General features: G+C 49.7%; 13 protein-coding genes. 2 read left to right on the top strand and 11 right to left on the bottom strand.

Annotation, left to right across the window (positions count from 1 at the left end; all coding sequences use genetic code 11):
- Positions 1-48 precede the first annotated feature (48 nt).
- From recQ to HZB61_04065, 3 genes are all read right to left on the bottom strand, one after another.
- A complete protein-coding gene (gene recQ / locus HZB61_04075; GenBank protein MBI5055775.1) occupies positions 49-2211 on the bottom strand; it encodes a DNA helicase RecQ in 2163 nt (720 codons plus the stop codon).
- Between the two features lie 269 nt (positions 2212-2480).
- On the bottom strand, positions 2481-2795 hold the full coding sequence (locus HZB61_04070; GenBank protein MBI5055774.1) for a pyrimidine/purine nucleoside phosphorylase: 315 nt from the start codon (positions 2793-2795) through the stop codon (positions 2481-2483).
- Between the two features lie 149 nt (positions 2796-2944).
- Entirely contained in the window at positions 2945-3847 is a 903-nt protein-coding gene (locus HZB61_04065; GenBank protein MBI5055773.1) for a pirin family protein, read from the bottom strand.
- Positions 3848-4061: 214 nt separating this feature from the next.
- Here HZB61_04065 and HZB61_04060 point away from each other — a divergent pair, with 214 nt between their 5' ends.
- A complete protein-coding gene (locus HZB61_04060) occupies positions 4062-4997 on the top strand; it encodes a class I SAM-dependent methyltransferase (protein ID MBI5055772.1) in 936 nt (311 codons plus the stop codon).
- Between the two features lie 10 nt (positions 4998-5007).
- Here the strand turns inward: HZB61_04060 and HZB61_04055 are convergent, their stop codons facing one another.
- The 8 genes from HZB61_04055 to HZB61_04020 all read right to left on the bottom strand — a co-directional run bounded on the left by HZB61_04055 (position 5008) and on the right by HZB61_04020 (position 14603).
- On the bottom strand, positions 5008-5778 hold the full coding sequence (locus HZB61_04055; GenBank protein MBI5055771.1) for an ABC transporter ATP-binding protein: 771 nt from the start codon (positions 5776-5778) through the stop codon (positions 5008-5010).
- A 90-nt stretch (positions 5779-5868) separates the two neighbouring features.
- Entirely contained in the window at positions 5869-7806 is a 1938-nt protein-coding gene (gene glgB, locus HZB61_04050; GenBank protein MBI5055770.1) for a 1,4-alpha-glucan branching protein GlgB, read from the bottom strand.
- A 242-nt stretch (positions 7807-8048) separates the two neighbouring features.
- Entirely contained in the window at positions 8049-10736 is a 2688-nt protein-coding gene (fdhF, locus tag HZB61_04045) for a formate dehydrogenase subunit alpha (GenBank protein ID MBI5055769.1), read from the bottom strand.
- A 150-nt stretch (positions 10737-10886) separates the two neighbouring features.
- The gene (locus HZB61_04040) at positions 10887-11348 is read right to left on the bottom strand and encodes a cyclic nucleotide-binding domain-containing protein (protein ID MBI5055768.1); all 462 of its coding nucleotides are present in this window, start codon (positions 11346-11348) and stop codon (positions 10887-10889) included.
- A 17-nt stretch (positions 11349-11365) separates the two neighbouring features.
- Entirely contained in the window at positions 11366-13192 is a 1827-nt protein-coding gene (gene nuoF / locus HZB61_04035; GenBank protein ID MBI5055767.1) for an NADH-quinone oxidoreductase subunit NuoF, read from the bottom strand.
- On the bottom strand, positions 13188-13658 hold the full coding sequence (locus HZB61_04030) for an NAD(P)H-dependent oxidoreductase subunit E (protein MBI5055766.1): 471 nt from the start codon (positions 13656-13658) through the stop codon (positions 13188-13190). Before HZB61_04030 ends, nuoF begins: the two co-directional genes overlap by 5 nt.
- A 103-nt stretch (positions 13659-13761) precedes the next feature.
- Positions 13762-14238 (bottom strand): cyclic pyranopterin monophosphate synthase MoaC, encoded by a 477-nt coding sequence (gene moaC, locus HZB61_04025; GenBank protein ID MBI5055765.1) that lies wholly within the window; start codon positions 14236-14238, stop codon positions 13762-13764.
- Positions 14235-14603, bottom strand: a complete 369-nt coding sequence (locus HZB61_04020) for a C_GCAxxG_C_C family protein (GenBank protein MBI5055764.1) — start codon at positions 14601-14603, stop codon at positions 14235-14237. The genes moaC and HZB61_04020 overlap by 4 nt, the downstream gene beginning before the upstream one ends.
- Before the next feature lie 129 nt (positions 14604-14732).
- Between HZB61_04020 and fabF the strand changes: the two genes are divergently transcribed.
- Positions 14733-16112 (top strand): beta-ketoacyl-ACP synthase II, encoded by a 1380-nt coding sequence (gene fabF, locus HZB61_04015; GenBank protein MBI5055763.1) that lies wholly within the window; start codon positions 14733-14735, stop codon positions 16110-16112.
- The last annotated feature ends 148 nt before the right edge of the window (positions 16113-16260 follow it).

The following is a 16260-nucleotide window of genomic DNA, read 5'->3' as shown; positions in this document are numbered from 1 at the left end:
GTTTGCAGGGCGGGTTTGAAACCCGCCCCTACCTTGAATATAAGAGGATTAAACCTGACGTTTACGAACCAGGCACGCCCTTACAAGGCGGGCTTCTTCGTAGCTTACTGTGCCGGCGAACTGCTCCACTACCGGCTTAAGCGCCCACTGTTGGCCGGATAAAAAGAATTCCTCTATCAACTTACGCTTTGCCGGATCAATGAGGCGGTCGATATCAACCTCGCGTCCCTCCATGATCAGACGTTCCATATGGGACGCTATGGTTGCAGGCGAGAGATTGCGCTGTTTCGCGATGTCTTCAAGAGACATCCCTTTACTGGAAAGCTCATAGGTATCTTCGACAGTCTGACTCTTTTTCTTTTTTTGCGAAGACGCAGCACTGTGTGTATACACGGGAACATCCGCTGGTATAGATATACCGGGGTTTTCATTAAGATACCGTTTTATCTCAGCGACAAAATCCTCCCCATACCGTTCGAGTTTCGTATCGCCTACGCCGCTGATCTTTTTAAGCTCTGGCAGGGTTGACGGGAAACGCCTGCACATGTCCTGTAAGGTTTTGTCAGAGAAAATGATATAGGGAGGGACCTGCTGAATATCCGCCAGCCTTTTTCTGACACTGCGGAGTCTTTCAAAAAGCGTCCGGTCATATTCCCCGCCCTTTTCTGCAAGTGCCTTCGTCTTCACCTCTTCCTTTATCAAGGCCGTGATCTTTTCCCTGCCGAACAGTATGTCTGAACCCTTTTTCGTAATATTCAGCACAGGATATGGATCGCCTTCCTGCATAAGCGCCTCCTGCGCAATAAGCTCATCAACAATGGTACGCCAGTATCTCTTGTCCCTGTCTTTGCCGACGCCGTAGGTCTTTATCTCGTTATGTTTAAGCTCCCGGATACGCTTGGTGTCCGCGCCTGTTACAATGTCCACAATATGCCCCGCCCCGAACCTCTGCCCTGTCCGTGACACTGCCGACATTATCTTCTGTGCCTCGATAGTGATGTCGATCTGTTCAACGTTCCCGGAGCAGATATCGCAGGCCGCGCAATTGCCGGAGGTGTAGTCCTCCCCGAAGAATCCGAGGAGCTGTTTCCTCCTGCATACATTATGCGACGCGTATCCCGCCATCTGGTTGAGCTTCCCCATGGCGATGGAGCGCTCATTATCATCCGTTATCCTGTCGATGAAATATCTGATCTTCGGTATGTCCCCTCTGCTGAAGAACAGGAGGCAGCGCGCTGAGCTTCCGTCACGGCCTGCCCGGCCGGTCTCCTGATAATAGCTTTCGATATTTTTCGGTAGGTCGGCGTGAAGGACAAAGCGCACATTCGATTTATCAATGCCCATGCCGAAGGCAATGGTCGCCGTTATCACCTGGACCTCATCCCTGTTGAAGGCCTCCTGGTTTTTGCTCCGTTCCTCGGCGGACAACCCGGCATGGTACGGCAGTGCGGAGATGCCCTTTGATATAAGGAAGTCCGCGGTCTCCATCACGGAATCACGGGTCGTGCGGTAGATGATCCCTGATTCACCTGGATGTTCCATGAGAAATTCGAGTATCTGCTCATCCACTCCTGATTTCGTCTTAACCTCATAGAAGAGGTTCGGGCGGTTAAAAGACGCGCGCACGGTATGCGGGTTTCTGAGGCCGATCTTCCTGATAATATCGGATTGCACCTTCTCGGTAGCTGTCGCGGTAAAGGCCGCAACCGGCACAGCAGGGAACATCTCAGGAATGCGAGAAAGGCCGAGATAGTCAGGACGGAAATCATGCCCCCATTCGGATATGCAGTGCGCCTCGTCAATCGCAAAGAGTGAGACCGGAGAGGCCTTCAGCTTATCAAGGAAGTGCGGCATGGCAAATCTCTCAGGAGCGATATAAAGCAGATTGAGCTTGCCGGATTGTAATTTACGATAAACGTCGGAGACCTCTTCGGCATTCATCGAGCTGTTCATGAACGCAGCGGATATTCCGTTCTCAACCGCTGCATCCACCTGGTCTTTCATCAGAGAGATGAGCGGGCTGATGACGACCACGGTGCCGGGCATAAGCCTCGCGGGCAACTGGTAGCACAATGATTTCCCGCCGCCGGTCGGCATTACCGCAAATACGTCTTTGCCGCCAAGGATGTTCTTGATAATGGATTCCTGGTTCGGACGGAATGTCTGAAAACCGAAAACGTTTTTAAGCGTATCGAATATCGATGAATTCAAGGTGTCTTTCGCTGCCCCCCATTAGACCGTTATTCTAACATAAAGAGGGAATAGTTCTGCATGAACAAGGCAGCATCTTTAGACTTAATTATTACGCATAACCTTAAAACGGCAATTTATTTACCACTGAGGCACAGAGACACGGAGAAGACAACGGGATTCCGGTAAGTTTTGTATCACCACACGGGGAAGAATGAGTTCCGGGTTTTCCTCTTATTTTTTAACTCGGTGCCTCTGTGTCTCCGTGGTTAACTGCTTTGATAACACTTTCAGCGGACAAAGGAGCAGCAGTAATCGGTAAGCGCCCTGACCTTGAGGGAGAATTTAGCATTAGCTTTAACTTCAAATGACTCTCCGCCTTTGATCGTCTTCCAGCCGCTCTCTCCGGGCAGGAGCACGTCTAAATCCCCTGAAAGGATTTCCATTATCTCTTTGTCAGCGGTATTAAACTCGTACTCTCCGGGCAGCATCACCCCAAGGGTCTTCCTGGAGCCATCGCCGGAAATGACGGTCCTGCTCGTCACCTTGCCGTCAAAATAGATATTCGCCTTCTTCACAACCGTTACATTTTTAAACTCAGACATGATGATACCTCACATATATTTTTATTTAATGCGATGAATGTAGCAGAGACGGTGCGGGATATGCAAGTGCAAAAGTACAAAAGTGCAAAAGTTCAGAAGAGCAAAAGTTCAGAAGAGCAAAAAAAAACAAAAGCACGGAAGTTCAAAAATTACTTAATGAAGGTCCCGTTGCGGTATTCCTCAAAGGCTATCCTGAGCTCTTCCTGCGTGTTCATAACGATAGGGCCGTACCAGGCCACCGGCTCTCCAATTGGTTTGCCCGATACCAGAAGAAACCTTACCGGCTTATCTTCGGTTGTAACAGAAACCTCATTGCCGTCATCGAAGACTATGAGGTTTTCATTGGCCAATAAACAGGACCTGTTCAGATCGAAATAATTGGCCCCTTCCACTTCGAATGCGTACGGGTCGCGTCTCTCATCAAAATATCCCGCGCCTTCTACAACATAGGCAAAGACCGTATGCCCGGTCTTTACCCGGTGCCTGAAATTCGACCTTGCCTGAACAGTGATGTCGAGATACTCAGGGTCGATCACAATATCTTTGACAGGCCCTTTCGTGCCTTTGACATCACCGCATATAATCTTGATCTTCGTTCCATTGTCAGCGGTAATCTCCGGGATAGTCTCTTTTTTTACATCACGGTACCTCGGCTCCATCATCTTGTCAGAGGCGGGAAGGTTCGCCCAAAGCTGAAATCCCCACATCAGTCCGTCCTCTTGTCCTTTAGGCATTTCCTGATGAATGATCCCGCTGCCCGCGGTCATCCACTGGACATCTCCGGCATGTATCACTCCTTTGTTCCCCATGCTGTCGCCGTGCTCGGCTTTTCCATGAAGCATATAGGTGATCGTTTCGATCCCCCTGTGCGGATGCCACGGGAAGCCTTTTATGTAATCATCCTCGTTGTCGGAATGGAAATCGTCAAGCAGCAAGAACGGATCAAGCAGGGGAACCTGATAATATCCGAAGGCGCGCTTTAAATGCACCCCCGCGCCTTCAATGGTGGGTTTGCTCTTAAATATCTTTTTTATTTTTCTGACAGCGCTCATGAAAAAGCTCCTTCAATAAAAGTTTGACTCAGGCCGGTTTCATATTTCAATACTATCACAGTTTCCTGGCGGGTCAACCGGTCAGTGTGACGCCTGTCGTGCGGCGCATTGAAAAATTAATATATCTCTTATAGAATAAAAAACAATTCAGCCTGCTTCTTAAACCCTGTTTTATTGATTGAATTAATTTAACAAAATTCCTTGCAGGTATTTTATGGACAAACTGCGCCAGAGCGTAACAAACTTCACATCTCTTGAAAACCTCATCACGGACGGCAATGCCCAACTGTTCCATAAGGTTGTTTCAGGTATGCATGACCTCTGCTTCCATATCCTTGAAGCTGAACGAAACGGCATGTCTCTTTCAGAGATAGAAGAGACCATAAAGCCCGCGCGGGACATTCACAGCCGCTCGGTCTTTGTTAAACGTATGCAGGACTGGCCGAGAAAATACCCCGGTGATTTTGAGACCGTGGAATACATATGTGATCTTGAGAACAGATCAACGTACGGGAAAGTCGAGTATTACATTGAAGAATACGCACTGAACAGCGCGATGGCGCAGCAGCACAGAAATAAAGTGCAGCGCCAGTCAGAGATCATTCTTGACGCGCTTTTAAACGGCGGGCCGGGCCGGAAGATATTGTCGGTGGGCTGCGGTGGGAGCCGGGATTTCTTAAAGATAAAAAAATACATCCATGATGTCCGGTGCGAAATAGTCCTTCATGACATAGACAGCGACGCACTGGAACTATCGAGGGAAAGGCTTAATGGTCTCAGCGCAGGGATACACCTGATCAAAGGCAACTTCCTGCAATCGCTGAGAACGATAGAAATGTCAGGGCCTTTTGACGTAATACTCGCGGGAGGCCTGTTTGATTATTTGTCGGACAAACACATCTCTTTTTTCCTGAAGTACGCCTTCAATAAAATGCTGAATCAAAACGGCATCCTGTTTTTTACAAATATCAAAAGAGGCAATCCCTACAAAGTCTGGCAGGAATACCTGGCGGACTGGAAACTGATCTACAGGGATGAAGATGAAATTATCGGCCTTCTGACCGCCGCGGGTTTCTCACCCAGCGATTTTAAAATAGAGAAAGATGAAACAGGACTGACCTTCCTGGTGACAGCGCAAAAACCGGGCTAAATCCGCATGCTCATATCTCCACCCGCACCCGGCCCTTATGCCTTTTTACATCCACGGGTGTCTCAAAAAAAGATGAGAGATTGGCCTTGGTAAGGATTTCCATAGTTCTGCCGGAGGAATGGATCCTGCCCCGGCGCAGCAGCAGTGTGTGCGTAAAGACCGGCAGTATTTCTTCTATGTGATGAGAGACATAAATGAGGGTAGGGGCAGAGGCGCTCTTGCCCAGATTTTCAATGGACGATAAAAGATGTTCCCTTGAAAAGATATCCAGTCCCGCGCAAGGCTCATCCATGACAAGTAATTGCGGAGAGCTGATCAGGGCACGGGCGATGAGGACCTTCTGCCTTTCTCCCTGTGACAACTCAGCGTAAGGCTGGTTTGCAGCGTGGGAGCAGTCGAGTTGGCGCAGCAGGGACAAGGCCTTTTCAACATCCTTTGCCTTTGGTTTATCATAAAGCCCGATCGTCGAAAAAATACCGCTGAGCACAATCTCCTTCGCGGTTTCGTTTGCGTAAAAAATTTCCTGGAGCGAGGAGCTGATGAAGCCTATTTCCCTGCGCAATTCCCGCCAATCATATGAGCCGAAGGGTTTCCCCAAAACGCTCATCTCACCAGTTGATGGAAACACGTATCCGTTGATCATCTTCAAAAGGGTTGTCTTGCCGGAGCCGTTCAGTCCGATAATGGCCCAGTGCTCGCCGGGCCTTACGGTCCAGTTGATATTACGCAGAACATGTTTATTCCCCAATATGCAGGAGACGTTTTTGATGTCAATAATCATCGGAGCAATAGTTCAAAAGAGTAAAAGCGCTGAATGTCCCATCGCCGACTAAACGCTGTTTTTGTATTTGATGAACGCCCCGTTTCGGTATCATGCACTCTTGAGAAATATTATGCCCAGCGGAGGCAGGGTAAGTGACAGGGAATGTCCCATCCCGTGCGCAGGCATCTCTTCTGCTTGAACGCCGCCGGAATTGCCGACGTTGCTTCCCCAGTACATTTCCGCGTCGCTGTTCATCATCTCTCTCCAGTAGCCGCCGCGTGGGACTCCCACCCTGTAATTCAGCCTGGGCACAGGAGTGAAATTACATACTACGAGGATGATGTCCTGCGTGTTTTTCCCTTTTCTGACAAAACTGATAACGCTGTCTTCCCAGTCATGGAAGTCCACCCATTCAAATCCGTCGTTTGAAAAATCCAGTTCGTAGAGCGCGGGTTCTGTCCTGTAAAAGTGGTTCAGGTCCTTCACCCATCTCTGCACACCCTGGTGTGAAGGATGTTCAAGCGCGTGCCACTCAAGGCTCTCTTCGTGGACCCATTCCCTCCACTGCGCGATCTCCCCTCCCATGAACAGGAGCTTCTTTCCGGGATGCCCCCACATGTAGCCGAACAAAAGCCTGAGGTTGGCGCAGCTCTGCCACTCGTCGCCGGGCATCTTTCCAAGCAGCGCCCCTTTGCCGTGGGTCACCTCGTCATGCGAAAGGGGCAGGACGAAATTCTCAAAGAACGCATACCAGATGCTGAACGTTAGCTGGTCATGGTGGTATTTCCTGTGCACGGGCTCATGCGAAAAATATTTCAGCGTATCGTGCATCCAGCCCATGTTCCATTTCATGCCGAAGCCCAGGCCGCCGACATAGACTGGCCGCGAGACCATGGCCCACGCCGTTGATTCCTCGGCAAAGGTCTGCGTGTCGGGATAGAAGGTGTAGACCATTTCATTGAACCTCTTTAAAAAGCTTATGGCCTCAAGGTTTTCCTTACTGCCGTATATGTTGGGTATCCACTCGCCTTCCTTTCTCGCGTAATCAAGGTAGAGCATTGAGGCGACCGCGTCCACCCTCAGCCCGTCGATATGGTAGTGCTCAAGCCAGAACATGGCGCTGCTGATAAGGAAGTTTCTGACTTCATTCCGCCCGTGATTGAATATGTAACTGCACCATTCGGGGTGATAGCCTTTCTTGGGGTCTTCATGCTCGTAGAGATAGGTCCCGTCAAAATAGGACAGGCCGTACTGGTCTGAAGGAAAGTGCGAAGGCACCCAGTCGAGGATCACGCCGATGCCGTTCTGGTGCAAGTGGTCTATCAGGTACATGAAATCCTGCGGGGTGCCGAACCTGCTTGTCGGCGCGAAATATCCAAGGGTCTGATATCCCCATGAGCCGTAAAAAGGGTGCTCCATAACTGGCATGAGCTCAACATGAGTAAACCCCATTTCCTTCACATAGTCCGCGAGCTGATGGGCGAGTTCCCTGTAGGTGAGATACCTGTTGTCCTCTTCAGGCACGCGCCTCCAGGAGCCGAGATGGACTTCGTATATTGAATAAGGCGCGCTCAGGGAATTATTCTCATGCCTGTCTGCCATCCATCCCTGGTCATTCCATTCATACTTCAGGTCCCAGACAACCGAAGCTGTTTTCGGAGGCGTTTCCCAGTAAAAGGCAAAGGGGTCTCCTTTTTCCACTTTGTAATCGTTGAATCTTGAGACAATGTGATATTTGTAGAGGTCTCCTTTTTTAAGCCCCGCGATAAAACCCTCCCATATCCCGGAGCCGTCCCATCTCGGGGCAAGCTGGTGAGAGTCCCGGTCCCACTGATTAAAGTCGCCGATGACCGATACATTTTCCGCGTTGGGCGCCCACACGGCAAAATGCACTCCGCTGACACCTTCTACGTCCATCAAATGCGAGCCGAGGTTTTTATAGAGCCTGAAGTGATTGCCTTCCTTAAAGAGATAAATATCCTGCTCGGTCAACCTGCTTGCGTCATATCTGACCTTGTCGCCGGTCTCATAATTTCTTAGCTCCATGGTTCATCCTCCCTTTCCATGTCATTCCGGCTTGCTTGTGCCCGATGTTTGGGTATCCGGAATCTTTTATTAAAATATAAAGTTATCACGCTTCATGCTGCTGAATACAGCAAATGTTAGCATTTTTTCCTGAAGCTTACAAATGATTTTTGCATGGGTAAAGAAGGAAAGAAATTGAAAAGCAAGTACCCCGTTATACTTCTAACGGGGTAACATCAGATATAAAAGACACAGAAAGGGAACTACTTCTCCACTCTCACCGCGCATGATTTATATTCAGGGGTGCCTGTGATCGGGTCTCTGTGTTCCGAGGTCAGGATGTTTGAAAGCGCGTTTCTGTGATGGAATGTGAGGAACACATTCCCCGGTTGTGAACGGTCTGTGACCTTGACGCGGACTTTGATTTCGCCGCGTTTGGATGAGACCTTCACCATATCGCCGCTTTTGATCTTCAGCTCCTGCGCGTCTTCACGGCTTATTTCAAGCAGTTCTTCAGGGACGACCTCATTTATTCCAAGCGACCTCTTTGTCATGGAGCCGTTGTTGTAGTGCTCGCGTATTCTTCCGGTGATCAGGACGAGAGGATAATTTTTGTCCGTAACTTCTCCTGAGCCTTTGTGGTCAAGCGCCATGAATCTTGCCAATCCCCCGGGCCTTGAAAACAGGTCCGAGTATAAAGTCGTTGTGCCGGGATGGTCCTTTGTCGGACACGGCCACTGAATCCCTCCGTTCTCAAGACGGTCATAGCTGATGCCTCCGTAGATTGACACGAGGCCTGCGATCTCATCCATGATCTCGGAAGGATGATTGTAATTCATCGGGTAACCCATCAGGGTTGACAGTTTGCTGATTACCTGCCACTCAGCCATTCCGGAGAGAGGCTCAATCGCCTTTCTCACGCGCTGGACCCTGCGCTCGCCGTTTGTGAAGGTGCCGTCCTTTTCAGCGAAGCTCGCGCCGGGGAGTATCACATGAGCAAAGCGTGTTGTCTCTGTATGAAAGATATCCTGCACAACAAGAAATTCAACCGACTCAAGCGCGCTCCAAACATGATGAAGGTCAGGGTCTGTCTGCGCGGGGTCTTCTCCCAGGATGAAGAGCCCTTTGAAATTCCCCCTCTTGCATTCATCAAGCATCTCAACTGATTTGAGTCCGGGCTTGGGACTTATTTTCACGCCCCATGCCTTTTCAAATTTCGCGCGTACATTCGCATCTGTAACTGATTGATAACCGGGAAGCGTGGCAGGCAGCGGCCCGAGGTCTGAAGCTCCCTGGACATTGTTCTGTCCTCTAAGCGCCATGATGCCCGTTGAAGGCCTGCCGATTTGTCCGCAGACAAGCGCGAGGTTTGCAATTGCCATTGCGTTTTCCGTTCCGGTCTGGTGCTCGGTAACGCCAAGGCCGTAAACGATCATGGCCTTATCGGCGTGTGAATATAAACGGGCCGCCTCAATGATGTTATCTTTTGAAACTCCCGTAAGTTTTTCAACGCGGTCAAGGTCATATTCGCTGACCTTCGCCTTCAATTCCTCAAAGCTCTCCGTCCTTTTTGCGATGAACTCTTTGTTCTCCCAGCCGTTTTGCAGAATCACATTTACAATACCGTTCAGCATTGCGATGTTGCTGCCGGGTTTCAGGTTAAGCCAAACGTCAGCGCGTCTTGCCATCCAGGTTTTTCTCGGATCGCCCACGATAAGCTTCGCGCCTCTGCGCAAAGCCTTTTTAAGCCAGAACGAAACTATCGGATGCGCCTCTGTCGGATTCGATCCGAACAAAAAGAGCGTATCTATGTCAGGCATCTGAGATAATGAATTTGTGGCAGCTCCCGCTCCCAGGCTGGTTGCCAGACCGGCAACAGTGGGGGCGTGTCAGACACGCGCGCAATTGTCTACGTTGTTAGACCCTATTGCGCATCTCACCCATTTTGACATGAGATAATTTTCTTCGTTGGTGCAGCGGGACGATGAAAAGCCGCCGACCTTTTCCGGGCCGTGCCTGTCGATCAGCTCTTTAAATTTATTTGCGATAAGTTCAAGCGCCTCATCCCAGGTGGCTTCGTGAAAGCTGCCGCCTCTTTTAATAAGCGGCGTCTTTATCCTCTCCGCGCTGTGAATGAAGTCATAACCGTAGCGTCCCTTTATGCAGAGGTTGCCTTTGTTCACAGGGGCGTCATAATCAGAAGTGACTTTTACGACCTTGTTGTCCTTTACGTTTAAAAAGAAGTTGCATCCTGTCCCGCAGTAGGAGCAGGTGGTCTTCACCTTTTTCATTTCATAGGAGCGCCCCCTGCCCCTTCCCTTCCTGTCTGTAAGCGCGCCGGTCGGGCAGGTGGATACGCATTGCCCGCAGAATTCGCAGTTTTCAAGGGAGCGGGGTTTTCTAAATGCTGTGTCGGGCATTGAGTTAAAGCCTCTGCCGACAAGCTCTATCGTTCCAGCCATCACAACTTCATTGCATATCCTCGTGCAGCGTCCGCACAGGATGCACTTGTTTGGTTCATATGTTATGAAAGGGTTATCTTCCCTGATAGGCAGGTTCCACATCTCGCCTTCAAAACGCTTGCCGTCAACTCCGTATTCATACGCAAGGTCCTGGAGGTCGCAGGCGCCTGTCTGCTCGCACCTCATGCAGTCGTTTGGGTGGTTTGAAAGGATCAGGGAAATAAGGTTCTTTCTTATCCTTGTTATCGTGCTGCTTTCCGTGACGATGTCCATGTTGTTTGTCACTGGAGTGGTGCATGAAGGCAGCGGCCTGTTAACGCCCTTGACTTCAACAATGCACAGGCGGCATCCTCCGTAAGGTTCAAGGCGCTCATCGTGGCAGAGGGTGGGGATCCTGACGCCGGCCTTTTTCGCCGCCTCAAGGATCGTGTCTTCCTTCTCGCAGACAACCTCTATGCCGTTGATCTTTATTTTTACCTGTTTGTCCAAAGTCTACCTCCGAGTCTTTTAAAAGCTGTCATTCCCGCAGTTAGTAAGCGGGAATCCAGGCGTTGTAAAACTGGATGCCCGATTAAAGACTTCGGGCATGACGACTAATTCATACGTCTTTACTTGCCACTGTATTTAGCAACTTACCCTCTACTCCCAGACGTAATCAACCAGCTTCATGAACTTGTCGTTCATATCGCGCAGTATCTCAACGATAGTGATCGTCATCTCGCGGACGATCTTGTAAGCTGTCTGGGGGCTGTCCTGTAAGAGCCTGTCCATGTCGGCCTTCGCCAGTATGAACACCTTTGTATCTTCCAGCGCTTCTACCGATGCTGAATGCGCGCGGCCGTCCAGTATTGAAAGCTCTCCGTAGAAATTGTTTACTTTCAGCACGGCAAGTATCTGCCTGTTGCCCTCTTTGGTCCTCCTGCTGACCCTGACCCTTCCGTAGTCAATGATCTGCAGTCCCTGTTCAGGGCTGTCCTCTTCCCAGACTACGGTGCCTTTCGGGTAAAAGGCCTCTTTCATCATGGTTGAGATCTTCTCAAGCTCTTCCTGTGTGAATTCTTTAAATAATGTTACTTCCTTTAACCGTCTTGTGCTTATCATGCATCCCCCGTCTATAATTACTTAATTGAGTTAAACGGACACGCCTCAAAACACGCTCCGCACTTTATGCATTTTGATTTATCGATCGCGGCTTTTTTCTTGGCCTCCCAGGTGATGGCGCCTGCCGGACATACCCTGAAGCATTTGCCGCACATCTTGCAGAGATCAATATTTACAATATACTGGCGCAATGCCTTGCACACATTTGAAGGACAGATGCCGTCTTTTATGTGAGACTCGTATTCATGTCTGAAAAAGTGAATAGTTGAAAGCACGGGATTGGGCGCTGACATTCCAAGGCCGCACAGCGATGAAAGTTTTATGTCCGTGCCGAGTTCTATCAGAAGCTCTATGTCATCTTCTTTGCCCTTGCCCTCAGTTATCCTTGTCAGAATTTCGAGCATCCTTTTGGTCCCTATCCTGCACGGCACGCATTTGCCGCAGGACTCGCTCTGAGTAAAAGACAGGAAGAACTTTGACATGTCCACCATGCAGGTGGTGTCGTCCATGACGACCATTCCGCCGGAACCCATCATTGAGCCGATGCTTATCAGAGATTCGTAATCCACCGGCATGTCAATGTGCGAAGCCGGGATGCAGCCTCCTGACGGCCCGCCGGTCTGGACGGCCTTTAACTTGCGGTTCTTTTCCAGGCCGCCGCCGATGTCATAGATGATCTCTTTCAGAGACATGCCCATCGGCACTTCAATAAGGCCCGTATTTTTTATCTTGCCGGTAAGGGCGAAGACCTTTGTGCCTTTGCTTTTCTCGCTTCCGATAGCTGCATACCATGAAGCGCCTTTTGTAATAATGGACGGCAGGTTCGCAAGCGTCTCAACGTTGTTAATGACAGTGGGCTTGCCCCATAAACCCTTGTTGACGGGGAATGGCGGCTTTGAGCGCGGCAGTCCTCTTTTGCCTTCAATTGAGGCTATGAGCGCTGTCTCTTCACCGCAGATAAACGCGCCCGCGCCCTGTTTTATTTTTATATCGAAATCAAAATCGCTGCCGAATATGTTCTTCCCGATAAAGCCTCTTTCAGTGGCCTGCTTAATTGCAGTTTCAAGCCGCGCTATTGCAAGGGGATATTCAGCGCGGATATAGACATAACCGTGGTTTGCGCCGATGGCGTAACCGCCGATGATCATTCCTTCCAAAACCGAGTGAGGATTGCCTTCAATAACAGACCTGTCCATGAACGCGCCCGGGTCGCCTTCATCCGCATTGCAGATGATATACTTCGGCGTGCCTTTGGACATGCTGCAAAGCTCCCATTTGAGGCCTGTAAGAAATCCGGCCCCGCCTCTTCCGCGAAGCCCTGATGACTTCACCTCTTCGGTCACTTCAAACGAAGTAAGCGAAAGCGCCTTTTTGGCCCCCTCATATCCGCCGATGCCGATGTACGCGTCGATGTCTTCAGGATCGATCTGCCCGCACTGTTTCAGGAGTATCTTTGTCTGTTTATCATGAAAGGTGTGATACTCCGGGCCCACGAGCCATTCCTCAACGGGGTTGCCGCTTATAATATGGTCCTCTACGATGCGGCCTACCATCTCCGGTTTTATGAATTGATAGGTTGATAAATTGTCATTAAGGATCACGTCTACCAAAACGTCTTTGGCACAGAATCCGCGGCAGCCCGTCTTGTTCACGCATTTTTTCTCGATGTGCGCCGCAAGCCCATGAGCTTCGAGTTCCTTATGAAATTGGTCAATGACCTCGCTGCTTCCTGCCGCAAGCCCGCCTGTTCCTACGCAGACCCTGATGGTCAGGTCTTTAACGGACGGTTTCCCGGCCTTCGGTTTAGCTTTTGTCTCAGTTTTTTTCTTTTCAGCCATCTTAATCGCCTTCACCCGTTTCAAATTCCTTCAACGTCTTTGAAGCCTTGTCCGGGGACATGTTGCCGTAGATCTTTTTATTTATAATGAGCACCGGCGCAATGCTGCACGCGCCGACACACGCTACATTCTCAAAGGTGAATTGCCCGTCATCAGTGGTGTTCTCTCCCTCGGCAATTGCCAGGTCAGCCCTGATCCTGCTTATCATCGGGCTTGCGCCCCTGACGTGACACGCGGTGCCGCAGCATGCCGTTATAATGTTTTTGCCGCGGGGTTTCAGATAAAACTGCGCGTAGAAGGTTGCCACTCCGAAGAAATTGCTTGCGGGGATATTCAGCTTGTCGGAAAACCAGAAAACCACATCCTCGGGGATATAGCCGAAGGCCTCCTGCACATCCTGAAGGACGGATATTACGCTGCCTTTCTGAGAGTAATATTTTTCCAGAATCTGTTCACATTTCTTCTCGATCATCGAATCACCCTTTTCGGAAAAGTTGTGGATAAATAGTATAGCCTATCAAACAAGATTTTTTAAAGGAGGTTATATTATCTGAAAGAATAATTTTAGTCAAAGACTATTTTCGCTTCCACTCGCCGCTTTTTCCGCCGCGCTTTTCAATAAGCATAACGCCGGAGATGACCATGGCCTTGTCCACCGCCTTGCACATATCATAAATGGTGAGGGCTGAAACCGATACAGCGGTAAGCGCCTCCATCTCAACGCCTGTCTGCCCCGTGCATTTTACCTTTGCCTCGATGTCAACCTTGTTCTTTTTCTTGTCTGCCATAAAATCTACGGAAATGGAAGTGATGTTTAACGGATGACACAGCGGGATCAGTTCATGCGTCTTCTTTGCAGCCATAATGCCCGCAAGCCTTGCTGTTTCAAAGACGTTTCCCTTTGCGATCTTATTATCTGCAATAAGGCGGAGGGTTTCCTTTTCCATGTAAACAGCGCCTGTTGCCACAGCTTCTCTCTGAGTCGCAGGTTTATTGCCTACATCAACCATCCGGGCTTTGCCTTCTTTGTCAATGTGCGTGAGTTTCTTCATAATATCTCCTCCAATATTTCCGCGGCATCCTGAACAAATTTCGGACACCGTTCAGAGATGATCATCCATGCGTCAGCGTCCAGGTCTTTTTTTAAACCTATGTCAAAACCTATAAGCTCCCTGCAAATGACGGACCTGTTTCTGGCCTTAAATTCATCGACAAATTTCTTTGAAAGGTCATAACCCTTTACCTTTGACGCTTTATTTCCCGTATCTGCTGTGCCGTATTTAAGGCCGATGACCATCAACGCCCCGGTCACCGCTCCGCAGGTATCTCCCATCCTCCCTATGCCGCCCCCGAAAAAGTTCCCAAGCCTCAGCGCTGTTTCATGATCAAGCCCCAGCTTAACCCCGTAAGCCGCCAATATCGATTGCGCTCAGTTGAAACCTGTATTGAAAAGAGATACCGCGTCGGTGGTCCGATTCATGGATTTATAATACCCTCTTAGAGGGAAAATTTTCTATAACACAGGGCGTGGGGACCGCCGCTGCGAATGCCGAATCGCAAACCGCATGTGTTACTATATCCCATCATGAGACGGGTTGTAATTACTGGTATCGGCGCGGTGACGCCGCTTGGCAATGACATAGAGACGACATGGGAGAATTTAACCAAAAAAAGGTCCGGCATAGGACCCATAACTAAATTTGACCCCTCTGACCTGACGGGCCGGATCGCCGGGGAAGTAAAAGACTTCTCTCCTGAAAAGTATATCTCAAAAAAAGATATTCAGCGGCTTGATCCTTTTATCCATTACGCAGTAGCAGCGGCAATGATGGCAGCGGAAGACGCGGGACTGATGAAAGCAGAAGTCAGAAGTCAGAAGTCAGAAGTCAGAAAAGACTCCGAACTAATCTCGTTACCCATCACCCGTCACCCGTCACTCGATTTCGCAGGAATCGTCATCGGCTCAAGCAGGGGCGGGATATCGACTTTGGAAAAGGCATTTGTCAGAAGTCAGAAAACAGAGGACAGAAGACAGACTGTCTCATCACGCATTACGCATCACGCGTCAGGCTTTTCGCCTTATCTTATGCCTGCGACAACGATCAGCATGGCCCCGTCTTACATCTCCATGAAGCTGGGAATAAGAGGCGCTGCGCTGGGAATATCAACTGCGTGCGCATCGGGAACGAACGCGATCGGAGAGGCATTCCGGATGGTCCAGCGGGGCGAGGTTGCCATTGCCATTGCCGGAGGCTCGGATGCGCCTATTTGCAAACTTGCGGTTGGCGGATACGCGGCATCAGGGGCGCTTTCAAGAATGGACCATGAACCTGAAAAGGCAAGCAGGCCTTTTGATAAACACAGGGACGGATTTGTTATTGCCGAAGGCGCCGGGGTTGTTGTTCTTGAAGAACTCGACAGCGCTCGCAAAAGAGGGGCAAGGATCTACGCGGAGCTGTCAGGATATGGAATGTCTTCAGATGCGTTTCATCAGACACAGCCGGACAGTGAAGGTGAAGCCCTCGCGATCAACAGGGCATTGAAAGACGCTAATGTCTCAGCAAATGAAGTTGATTATATAAACGCACACGCTACGTCAACTCCCCTTGGGGATGCGGCGGAGACTGAGGCGATCAAAAAAGTATTTGGCAAATTGACGGGTGATATTTACGTAAGCTCATGCAAATCCATGCTGGGGCACATGTTAGGCGCTGCCGGGGCAGTGGAAGCGGCAATAACGGTGATCTCAATCAGCAGGGGGATCATCGTACCGACAATCAATCTCGATGAGCCGGACGCGGATTGCAAACTAAAACATGTGACATCAACAATCGAGAAAGAGATAAACGTCGCTGTCACAAACTCCTTCGGCTTTGGGGGGGTGAATGCAGTGCTGGTGTTGAAGAGATTCCATTCAAACGGTTAGCGCAAACAGGGAACACTGCCTCAGAATTTCTATAATCGACAGAATATTTAAATTTTGTTTAAGTGCAATTTCTGTCATTTTTAAACCCTACGCTGCGCCATGCCCTTGGCTCTTCTTAAAGGTGTCGTATAGAAATTCTGAGGCAGCA

This window comes from Nitrospirota bacterium, from assembly GCA_016214845.1.
Lineage (GTDB): Bacteria > Nitrospirota > Thermodesulfovibrionia > UBA6902 > UBA6902 > SURF-23.
This window is presented reverse-complemented; position numbering and strand designations above follow the sequence as displayed.

What these genes read in the sequence shown, in the direction of transcription:
- HZB61_04030 (MBI5055766.1), bottom strand. Translation starts at nt 13,658, where the DNA reads ATGATCGAGAAGAAATGTGAACAGATTCTGGAAAAATATTACTCTCAG.
- HZB61_04065 (MBI5055773.1), bottom strand. Translation starts at nt 3,847, where the DNA reads ATGAGCGCTGTCAGAAAAATAAAAAAGATATTTAAGAGCAAACCCACC.
- fabF (MBI5055763.1), top strand. Translation starts at nt 14,733, where the DNA reads ATGCCGAATCGCAAACCGCATGTGTTACTATATCCCATCATGAGACGG.
- glgB (MBI5055770.1), bottom strand. Translation starts at nt 7,806, where the DNA reads ATGGAGCTAAGAAATTATGAGACCGGCGACAAGGTCAGATATGACGCA.
- moaC (MBI5055765.1), bottom strand. Translation starts at nt 14,238, where the DNA reads ATGAAGAAACTCACGCACATTGACAAAGAAGGCAAAGCCCGGATGGTT.
- HZB61_04060 (MBI5055772.1), top strand. Translation starts at nt 4,062, where the DNA reads ATGGACAAACTGCGCCAGAGCGTAACAAACTTCACATCTCTTGAAAAC.
- HZB61_04040 (MBI5055768.1), bottom strand. Translation starts at nt 11,348, where the DNA reads ATGATAAGCACAAGACGGTTAAAGGAAGTAACATTATTTAAAGAATTC.
- HZB61_04055 (MBI5055771.1), bottom strand. Translation starts at nt 5,778, where the DNA reads ATGATTATTGACATCAAAAACGTCTCCTGCATATTGGGGAATAAACAT.
- HZB61_04070 (MBI5055774.1), bottom strand. Translation starts at nt 2,795, where the DNA reads ATGTCTGAGTTTAAAAATGTAACGGTTGTGAAGAAGGCGAATATCTAT.